Origin of the sequence: Streptomyces boluensis (assembly GCF_009908195.1) — a bacterium.
In the GTDB taxonomy this organism is placed as follows: domain Bacteria; phylum Actinomycetota; class Actinomycetes; order Streptomycetales; family Streptomycetaceae; genus Streptomyces; species Streptomyces boluensis.
The window spans coordinates 1-7,182 of sequence record NZ_JAAAHS010000385.1 but is presented as its reverse complement, the minus strand read 5'-3'; the positions used below and the strand labels follow the sequence as shown (position 1 = coordinate 7,182).

Annotated in this window: 8 protein-coding genes; 7 read left to right on the top strand and 1 reads right to left on the bottom strand. The window is 65.1% G+C overall.

The features are described from left to right. Window positions 1–379: hypothetical protein (locus GUY60_RS31575; RefSeq protein ID WP_161704068.1), on the top strand; the 379-nt coding region annotated here is incomplete at its 5' end. Between the two features lie 24 nt (window positions 380–403). Here GUY60_RS31575 and GUY60_RS31570 read toward each other — a convergent pair. Beyond that, window positions 404–715 (bottom strand): ferredoxin, encoded by a 312-nt coding sequence (locus tag GUY60_RS31570; RefSeq protein ID WP_161704066.1) that lies wholly within the window; start codon window positions 713–715, stop codon window positions 404–406. 264 nt (window positions 716–979) lie between these two features. Between GUY60_RS31570 and arc the strand changes: the two genes are divergently transcribed. The 6 genes from arc to prcA all read left to right on the top strand — a co-directional run bounded on the left by arc (window position 980) and on the right by prcA (window position 7,078). Beyond that, window positions 980–2,746: a proteasome ATPase gene (gene arc, locus GUY60_RS31565; RefSeq protein ID WP_161704064.1), complete on the top strand. Its 1,767-nt coding sequence runs from the start codon at window positions 980–982 to the stop codon at window positions 2,744–2,746. Between the two features lie 238 nt (window positions 2,747–2,984). Further along, window positions 2,985–4,496, top strand: coding sequence for a depupylase/deamidase Dop (dop, locus tag GUY60_RS31560; RefSeq protein ID WP_161704062.1), 1,512 nt, complete (start codon window positions 2,985–2,987; stop codon window positions 4,494–4,496). 138 nt (window positions 4,497–4,634) lie between these two features. Then, complete coding sequence (locus GUY60_RS31555; RefSeq protein WP_161704060.1) at window positions 4,635–4,853, top strand: ubiquitin-like protein Pup; 219 nt, start codon at window positions 4,635–4,637, stop codon at window positions 4,851–4,853. Window positions 4,854–4,880: 27 nt separating this feature from the next. Then, on the top strand, window positions 4,881–5,474 hold the full coding sequence (locus tag GUY60_RS31550) for an endonuclease VII domain-containing protein (protein WP_161704058.1): 594 nt from the start codon (window positions 4,881–4,883) through the stop codon (window positions 5,472–5,474). After that, complete coding sequence (gene prcB, locus GUY60_RS31545; protein ID WP_161704056.1) at window positions 5,426–6,271, top strand: proteasome subunit beta; 846 nt, start codon at window positions 5,426–5,428, stop codon at window positions 6,269–6,271. The genes GUY60_RS31550 and prcB overlap by 49 nt, the downstream gene beginning before the upstream one ends. Window positions 6,272–6,322: 51 nt before the next feature. Then, window positions 6,323–7,078, top strand: coding sequence for a proteasome subunit alpha (gene prcA / locus GUY60_RS31540; protein WP_161704054.1), 756 nt, complete (start codon window positions 6,323–6,325; stop codon window positions 7,076–7,078). Window positions 7,079–7,182 lie beyond the last annotated feature (104 nt).

Sequence of the window (7,182 nt, the reverse complement as noted above, 5' to 3'; positions counted from 1 at the left end):
CGACTACCCCCTGCAGTGCGGCGTCACCGCCCCCCAGGTCCAGAAAAAAGCCACCGGCGACCTCGACGCCGACGGCAACCCGGAAACCGTCGCAGTCGTACGCTGCGCCTCTGGCTCCGGCACCCCGCCCAGCGGCGTCTACGTCATCGCACAACCCGCCCAGGGCAAACCCCGCGTCGTCGCCACCCTCGTCGACCCCAAGGACCGGCTCAGCGTCACCGACTTCGCCGTCCGCGACGGCGCCGTGACCGCCACCCTCCTCGGCTACTCCTCACCCGACGTCCCGAGCTGCTGCCCGGACACCGAGGACAACGCCAAGTGGCAATGGCAGGACGGGTCGTTCGTACGCTCCGAACAACCCGCCGCCAAAAGCATCTGACCACCACACAGGGTGTACGGGCCGCTACTCCGCGTCCGGCCCGTACACCTCGACACGGTCCGTCACACGCCGTACATGAATGCAGTCACCCGGGCACTCCTTCGCCGAATCGGCGACATCCGCGAGCAACGGCAGCGGCACCCGCGTCGTAGCCCCCGGAGCCTGCAGCAACTCGTCGTCGGCACTCTTCACATACGCGAGACCGTCGATGTCCAGCTCGAAGACCTCCGGCGCGTACTGCGCGCAGATCCCGTCCCCGGTGCACAGATCCTGGTCGATCCACACCTCGAGCTCCGCATCGACAGCCGTCGCCCCGCCCTCGTGCCGCACCGTCATGACCCTCGATCGCCCTCCGCCGAACCGCCCCGAACAAGCGGCCCGCAACTGGCAAGTCGGGCCCGCCCTGACGGGTGTTGAACGTTCCGACCCTACAACCGCTCGCTTTTCGATGTTGTTCCGTGGGTATTCACCTGGCGTGAGGGAGTACGCAAGGGTGAAGATCGGACACACCCCGACCTCTTTGTGATCTAGGGGTTTCAATCCCTACCGGCCCAGGTAGGGTCAGGAAGCGTCCAGCTCCCCTTGGAGGAGGTGAGGACCGTGGCAGCCCACGACGACGACATGAACCGCGGCATCCGCCCGGGTCGAGGGTCCGACGACCCCGCCGGTCAGATTGCCTATCTCGAGCAGGAGATCGCCGTCCTGCGACGTAAGCTCGCCGACTCTCCGCGGCACACGAGAATTCTCGAAGAGCGGATCGTCGAGCTGCAGACAAATCTGGCCGGAGTCTCCGCCCAGAACGAACGGCTCGCGAACACACTCCGTGAGGCCCGCGACCAGATCGTGGCCCTCAAAGAAGAAGTCGACCGGCTCGCACAGCCACCCGCAGGCTTCGGCGTCTTCCTGCAAGCCAACGAAGACGGCACCTGCGACATCTTCACAGGCGGCCGCAAACTCCGCGTGAACGTCAGCCCCAGCGTCGAACTCGACGAGCTCAGGCGCGGCCAGGAACTGATGCTCAACGAAGCGCTCAACGTGGTCGAGGCCATGGAATACGAGCGCGCCGGAGACATCGTCACCCTCAAGGAAATCCTCGAGGACGGCGAACGCGCCCTCGTAGTCGGCCACACCGATGAAGAACGCGTCGTCCGCCTCGCCGAGCCCCTCCTTGACATCACCATCCGGCCCGGCGACGCACTCCTGCTCGAACCCCGCTCCGGATACGTCTACGAAGTCGTACCCAAGAGCGAAGTCGAAGAGCTCGTCCTCGAAGAGGTCCCGGACATCGGCTACGAACAGATCGGCGGCCTGGGCAACCAGATCGAACTGATCCGGGACGCGGTCGAACTCCCCTACCTCTACCCCGACCTCTTCAAAGAGCACGAACTGCGGCCCCCCAAGGGCGTACTGCTCTACGGCCCGCCCGGCTGCGGCAAGACACTCATCGCCAAAGCCGTCGCCAACTCCCTTGCCAAGAAGGTCGCGGAAGTCACCGGCCAAGCCGCCGGCAAGAGCTTCTTCCTCAACATCAAGGGACCCGAACTCCTCAACAAGTACGTCGGCGAGACCGAGCGGCAGATCCGCCTCGTCTTCCAACGTGCCCGCGAGAAAGCCAGCGAAGGCACCCCCGTCATCGTCTTCTTCGACGAGATGGAATCCCTCTTCCGCACCCGCGGATCCGGCGTCAGCTCCGACGTGGAAAACACCATCGTCCCCCAGCTGCTCGCCGAGATCGACGGCGTGGAAGGCCTGCAGAACGTCGTGGTCATCGGCGCCTCGAACCGCGAGGACATGATCGACCCCGCCATCCTGCGCCCCGGCCGACTCGACGTGAAAATCAAGATCGAGCGCCCGGACGCAGAAGCAGCCAAGGACATCTTCGCCAAGTACCTGAAGTCCACGCTGCCCCTGCACGCCGAAGACCTCGCCGAACACACCGGAGACCGCGACGCCACCGCAGTCGCCATGATCCAGTCCGTCGTCGAGCACATGTACGCCGAATCCGAGGAGAACCGCTTCCTCGAAGTCACGTACGCCAACGGCGACAAGGAAGTCCTCTACTTCAAGGACTTCAACTCCGGCGCCATGATCGAAAACATCGTCGGCCGCGCCAAGAAGATGGCCATCAAGGCCTTCCTCGAACAGAACCAGAAGGGCCTCCGCGTCGCGCACCTCCTCCAGGCGTGCGTAGACGAATTCAAGGAGAACGAGGACCTTCCCAACACCACCAACCCCGACGACTGGGCCCGCATCTCCGGAAAGAAGGGCGAACGGATCGTGTACATCCGCACCCTCGTCACCGGAAAACAGGGCGCAGACACCGGACGCTCCATCGACACGGTGGCAAACACCGGACAGTACCTGTAAAAGAGCAGGGCGGCTGCGGGTGCCCATCACGGGGGTACCCGCAGCCGACTGTTTTCCAGGACACCGACCACGCACGAGCAATGACTGAATTGATCTCCCCACCAGCGCAAAGGCGTTCTAGGCTCATCCGTACCGCCGAATCGCGCAGTGCGGGGACGGGCACCGCACACGCACCGGAGACCCAGCGGTACTTGAGCGCCGTTCCCACAGGGGAGCGCCGCCGGGCAAGGAGGGCCGCATGACCGTACGGCGAGTAATGGGCATCGAGACGGAGTACGGCATCTCCGTCCCCGGACACCCCAACGCCAATGCCATGCTCACCTCATCCCAGATCGTCAACGCCTACGCGGCGGCGATGCACCGGGCACGACGCGCCCGCTGGGACTTCGAGGAGGAGAATCCGCTGCGCGACGCACGGGGCTTCGACCTCGCCCGCGAATCAGCGGACTCCAGCCAGCTCACCGACGAGGACATCGGCCTCGCCAACGTGATCCTCACCAACGGCGCCCGCCTGTACGTCGATCACGCACACCCCGAGTACAGCTCACCCGAGGTCACCAACCCGCGTGACGCCGTCCTCTGGGACAAGGCCGGCGAACGCATCATGGCCGAAGCCGCCGAACGAGCCGCCCAGCTCCCAGGCGCCCAGCCCATCCACCTCTACAAGAACAACACCGACAACAAGGGCGCCTCCTACGGCACGCACGAGAACTACCTGATGAAGCGGGAAACCCCCTTCTCCGACATCGTGCGCCACCTCACCCCGTTCTTCGTCTCCCGCCAGGTCGTCACCGGCGCCGGACGCGTCGGCATCGGCCAGGACGGCCACGAACACGGCTTCCAGATCAGCCAGCGCTCCGACTACTTCGAGGTCGAGGTCGGCCTGGAGACCACCCTCAAGCGGCCCATCATCAACACCCGGGACGAGCCGCACTCCGACGCCGAGAAGTACCGCCGCCTCCACGTCATCATCGGCGACGCCAACCTCTCCGAGATCTCCACCTACCTGAAGCTGGGCACCACCGCCCTCGTCCTCTCCATGATCGAGGACAACTTCATCGCCGTGGACCTCGCCGTCGACCAGCCCGTACGCACCCTCCACCAGGTCTCCCACGACCCCACCCTCAAGCACCTCGTCACGCTGCGCAGCGGCCGCACACTCACCGCGGTCCAGCTCCAGATGGAGTACTTCGAGCTGGCCCGCAAATACGTCGAGGAACGGTACGGCTCCGACGCCGACGAGCAGACCAAGGACGTACTCACCCGCTGGGAAGACGTCCTCACCCGCCTCGAGACCGACCCCATGAGCCTCTCCGGCGAACTCGACTGGATCGCCAAACGGGAACTCATGGAGGGCTACCGCCGGCGCGACAACCTCGACTGGGACGCCGCCCGGCTCCACCTCGTCGACCTCCAGTACGCCGACGTACGCCCCGAGAAGGGCCTCTACAACCGTCTCGCGGCCCGCGGCAAGATGAAGCGCCTCCTCGATGAGGCCGACGTACAGCGCGCCGAGAGCAAGCCTCCGGAGGACACTCGCGCCTACTTCCGCGGCCGCTGCCTGGAGCAGTACGCGGACGACGTCGCGGCGGCCTCCTGGGACTCGGTCATCTTCGACCTGCCGGGCCGTGACTCGCTCCAGCGCGTCCCCACCCTGGAGCCCCTTCGCGGCACGCGGAACCACGTCAAGGAACTGCTGGACCGGTGCAGGACCGCCGAGGACCTGGTCCGGGTCCTTTCCGGCAACTGATCTGCGGCTGAAAGCGCGCAGGCAGGGAATCACTGGGGTGGGTCCCGCGCTTTGGATGAAGTGCGGGGCCAATGTCGGACCCAGACCGTAGGGTCTGATCAAGAACGTCGAACGTCGACACCGAGCGGGGTGAGTCAGATGGCGACCAAGGACACTGGCGGCGGACAGCAGAAGGCGACACGTTCCACCGAGGAGGTCGAGGAGCAGGCGCAGGACGCCGAGGCCTCGGAGGACCTCAAGGAGCGCCAGGAGAAGCTGAGCGACGATGTCGACTCGGTTCTGGACGAGATCGACGATGTCCTGGAAGAGAACGCCGAGGATTTCGTGAGGTCCTTCGTTCAGAAGGGTGGAGAGTGATTCTTCCTTCGAATCGAAGGTTGATCGATGTCTGAGATGGATGGATCGAAGCGTTGCTCGCGGTGCGGGCGGTCCCTGCCGCGCGATGCGTTTGCGGGCAACAGATCCATGAAGGATGGCCTCCAGGCGTATTGCCGGGAGTGCGCAGCCGAGTACTACCGGCAGCGCCAGGAGGCCAAGGGGATGTCGGTGCGGATCCGGGTGCCCGTTCCGAGGGGGCACAAGCGTTGCCCGGACTGTGGCGAGGTCAAGCCGCATTCCGGTTGGGAGCGCAACAAGTCCTCGTCCGATGGCTGGGCAAGTTACTGCCGCGAGTGCCGCGCGGAGCGGAATCGGATCAGCTACTTCAAGCGCAAGTACGGCCTGACGCCTCATGAGTTGGATGACCTCAAAGCCCAGCAGATGGGCGTGTGTTGCATCTGTCTCACGGCTCCCGCGGAACATGTTGATCACTGTCACGAGACGGGTAGGGTCCGTGGCGTGCTGTGCTTCAGCTGCAACGCGGGGTTGGGCCAGTTCAAGGATCGACCGGACGCCATGAGGCGGGCCGCCGCTTACCTGGAAGGAAACTCGTGGAAGCCAATCCTCGTAGCACCGGGCGTCTACCAGCTGCCTTCCTGACGCCTGGGTCCTCGTCCTTCGTGGACTTTCTCTCGGCGCAGCAGCCGGAGTTGCTGCCCGGCAATCGTCAACTGCCGCCTGTCAAGGGCGTGATCGAGGCGCCGCACGGCACCACGATCGTGGCCGCGACGTTCCCGGGTGGTGTGGTGCTGGCCGGTGACCGGCGGGCGACGATGGGGAACATGATCGCGCAGCGGGACATCGAGAAGGTGTTCCCGGCGGATGAGCACTCGGCGGTGGGTATCGCCGGTACGGCCGGTCTGGCCGTGGAGATGGTGAAGTTGTTCCAGTTGGAGCTGGAGCACTTCGAGAAGGTCGAGGGTGCGACGCTGTCGCTGGAGGGCAAGGCGAACCGGCTCTCGACGATGATCCGTTCCAACCTCGGCATGGCGATGCAGGGGCTGGCCGTGGTGCCGTTGTTCGCGGGGTACGACCTGGATCGTGAGCGGGGTCGGATCTTCTCGTACGACGTGACGGGTGGCCGTTCCGAGGAGCATGGTTATGCCGCCACGGGTTCGGGTTCGATCTTCGCCCGTGGGTCGATGAAGAAGCTCTACCGGGATGATCTGACGGAGGAGCAGGCCACCACGCTCGTGGTGCAGGCGCTGTACGACGCGGCGGACGACGACTCCGCGACCGGTGGTCCGGATGTGGCCCGCCGGATCTATCCGATCGTGACCGTCATTTCGGATGAGGGTTTCCGCAGGCTGACCGATGACGAGGCCTCGGAGATCGCCCGCTCGATCCTGGAGCGGCGTCTCGAGCAGCCCGACGGCCCGCGGGCCGCGCTTCTCTGAGGCGGTTGCGGAATGATCGTCCAGTCACTGACAGAAAGGGACGGATAGCCGGTGTCGACGCCGTTCTATGTCTCACCCCAGCAGGCGATGGCCGACCGGGCGGAGTACGCCCGTAAAGGTATTGCCCGTGGTCGCAGCCTGGTTGTGCTGCAGTATGCCGACGGCATTGTGTTCGTCGGCGAGAACCCGTCCCGTGCGCTGCACAAGTTCAGCGAGATCTATGACCGGATCGGTTTCGCCGCGGCCGGTAAGTACAACGAGTACGAGAACTTGCGTATCGGCGGGGTGCGTTATGCCGATCTGCGGGGTTACACGTACGACCGTGACGATGTGACGGCTCGTGGTCTGGCGAACGTGTATGCGCAGACTTTGGGCACGATTTTCTCGAGTGCGGCGGAGAAGCCGTACGAGGTGGAGTTGGTGGTCGCCGAGGTCGGGGAGACGCCCGAGGGTGACCAGATTTATCGCTTGCCGCATGACGGTTCGATCGTGGATGAGCACGGGTCGGTCGCGGTGGGTGGTAATGCCGAGCAGATCAGCGGTTATCTGGATCAGCGCCATGAGGACGGGATGAGTCTGGCGGCGGCTTTGAAGCTCGCTGTGCAGGCGTTGTCGCGGGAGCCGAACGGCGGGGAGCGGGAGATTCCCGCTGAGCGTCTGGAGGTCGCGGTGCTGGATCGTACGCGGCCGCAGCAGCGGAAGTTCAAGCGGATCGTGGGCCGGCAGCTGGCTCGGCTGCTGGAGGCGGACGGTGCCGCGTCCGCGCCCACGGATGCGCCGTCGGATGAGGAGGAGGGCGAGGAGTAGTTCTCGTTCTCCGGGTTTTCCGGGTTGGTTCGTCGTAGGCCCTGTGCCCTCGTGTCGCTCTTGGAGCGGTGCGGGGGCGCAGGGCTTTCTGGTGTGTTCAGGCG